The organism is Cyanobium sp. NIVA-CYA 375 (assembly GCF_056108345.1).
Genome location: NZ_JBSYHW010000181.1, coordinates 1 through 1,831 on the forward strand (window position 1 = coordinate 1; position 1,831 = coordinate 1,831).

The following is a 1,831-nucleotide window of genomic DNA, read 5'->3' on the forward strand; positions in this document are numbered from 1 at the left end:
AGCATGTGGATGTAGTCCGCTACATCAACAGTGAAGACACCGTGCCGACGCTGCCGCCGCCGACCGGCAAGATCTTTGGCCCTGATATGCAGGAAAGCAATGTCGAGAAGGTCCGGGCGGAGCGTGAGCGTGGCTATGAACAGCTGAATTCACAGTTCGCCACCACCAAGGGGCTGATCGCCTTCCATGACGCCCAGGCTGACGGTGCGGATGAGCAGGCCCGCGCCATCAATCGGGCCTTCGAGCACATCGGTGTGGCCCGCTCCTTCACGCTCAACAAAGGCAGCATCAGCTACAACCACAACATGGCGGAGACCTACCGGGAAGGGATTCTCAAGGTGGGTGGCTGAGGCGCCTCAGGGTGCGTCTGCCTGCCGGGTCCGAGAGTGACGTTGCCGCCTGCTTCCTCCGGCCCTTGATGACGCAGCCTGCCGCCGCCGCTGCCCCCCGCCGCCCGGTGGATCTGATCGTGGCCGGTGGCCTGGTGGTGACGATGGATCCGTAGCGGCGGCTGATCGCTGATGGGGCCGTCGCCATCGATGCCGGCCGCATCGTGGCGGTGGAGGCGCGGCAGCGGGTGGAGGCGGCCTTTCGCGCGGCCGAGCGCATCGACGCCAGTGGACGCACCGTGATCCCCGGGCTGGTCAACGGCCACGCCCATCTGCCGATGACCCTGTTCCGCGGCCTGGCAGACGATCAGATCAGGATCTCGACGACTGGCTGCAGCACACGATCTTCCCCGCCGAGGCGATGAACGTGGACGAGGCGTTCGTGCGCTGCGGCACCCGCCTGGGCCTGGCGGAACTGGCAGCCGCGGGGCTGCGGGGCCTGCTGGGACAGGTGTTGATCGACTTTCCAGCCCCCGATGCCGCCGACCATTCCGCCGCCATGGCCTGCAACGCCCGCTTCGTGGATCGCTGGTCGGGCCATGCCCTGATCACCCCGGCGATCGCCCCCATGCCCCTGCACGGTGGGCGATGCGCATCTGATCAAAGCCCATGAGCTCGACCTGCTGGCAGGCCACGGGGTGGGGGTGGTGCATAACCCGCAGTCGGACATGAAGCTGGCCTCGGGCGTGGCGCCCCTGCCGGCGACGCTGCAGCGGGACCTGGCGGTGGGCCTGGGCACCGATGGATCGGCCTCCAACAACGACCTCAGCCTCTGGGAGGAGATCGACACCGCCGCCAAGCTGCACAAGCTGATCTGCAGCGACCCCAAGGTGGTCTCGGCGCAGGAGGCGTTCGAGATGGCCACGATCCGCGGCGCCAGGGCCCCGCATCTCGACGATCAGATCGGCTCACTGGAGGTGGGTAAACGGGCGGATCTGGTGGTGCTCGAGATGGAGCCGATCAACCGGATTCCCGTCAGCAGCATCTACTCGGCCCTGCTGTACGCCACCAAGGCCAGTGATGTGGCCACGGTGGTGGTGGTGGGCCAGGTGCTGCTGCGCAAGTGCTGTCTGCAGACCCTTGATCAGGCCGCGATCGAGGCCGAGGCCCTGGCTCTGCGGCGCCAGATCATCGAGCGGCTGGGCATGCCGATCTGACTGCGGACGAGGCCGGGACCCAGGCGCTCAGGGCTGGCTGCTGCCGGCCTGCGCTGCCTGCAGCAACCTTGGCAGCAGCTGCTGCATCAGCACGCTCTGCAGCACCAGATCGATAAGCACCACCACGAAGATCACGGCGAGCAGGTGACCGCCCAGCGTCTCCGCCGTCGCCGCTGGGATGCCGCGCAGATGGAGCAGCTCATCGACCAGAGCTAGCGCCAGGCCCAGCGGCACGGCCCCGCGCATGCCGCAGCCGGCCACGATCAACCGATCCCGCGGCGGCAC

General features: G+C 67.7%; 4 protein-coding genes and 1 pseudogene. 4 read left to right on the plus strand and 1 reads right to left on the minus strand.

Annotated features, from left to right (window positions below; all coding sequences use genetic code 11):
- The 4 genes from AC01FP_RS17340 to AC01FP_RS17355 all read left to right on the plus strand — a co-directional run.
- On the plus strand, positions 1–350 hold a 350-nt coding region (locus AC01FP_RS17340), incomplete at its 5' end, for a hypothetical protein (RefSeq protein WP_474481957.1).
- 203 nt (positions 351–553) lie between these two features.
- Positions 554–754 (plus strand): amidohydrolase family protein, encoded by a 201-nt coding sequence (locus tag AC01FP_RS17345; protein ID WP_474481958.1) that lies wholly within the window; start codon positions 554–556, stop codon positions 752–754.
- Complete coding sequence (locus tag AC01FP_RS17350; protein WP_474481959.1) at positions 751–1,002, plus strand: hypothetical protein; 252 nt, start codon at positions 751–753, stop codon at positions 1,000–1,002. Before AC01FP_RS17345 ends, AC01FP_RS17350 begins: the two co-directional genes overlap by 4 nt.
- On the plus strand, positions 971–1,546 hold the full coding sequence (locus tag AC01FP_RS17355; RefSeq protein ID WP_474481961.1) for an amidohydrolase family protein: 576 nt from the start codon (positions 971–973) through the stop codon (positions 1,544–1,546). Before AC01FP_RS17350 ends, AC01FP_RS17355 begins: the two co-directional genes overlap by 32 nt.
- 27 nt (positions 1,547–1,573) lie before the next feature.
- Here the strand turns inward: AC01FP_RS17355 and AC01FP_RS17360 are convergent.
- A pseudogene (locus AC01FP_RS17360) lies at positions 1,574–1,831 on the minus strand (hypothetical protein); the annotation flags it as partial.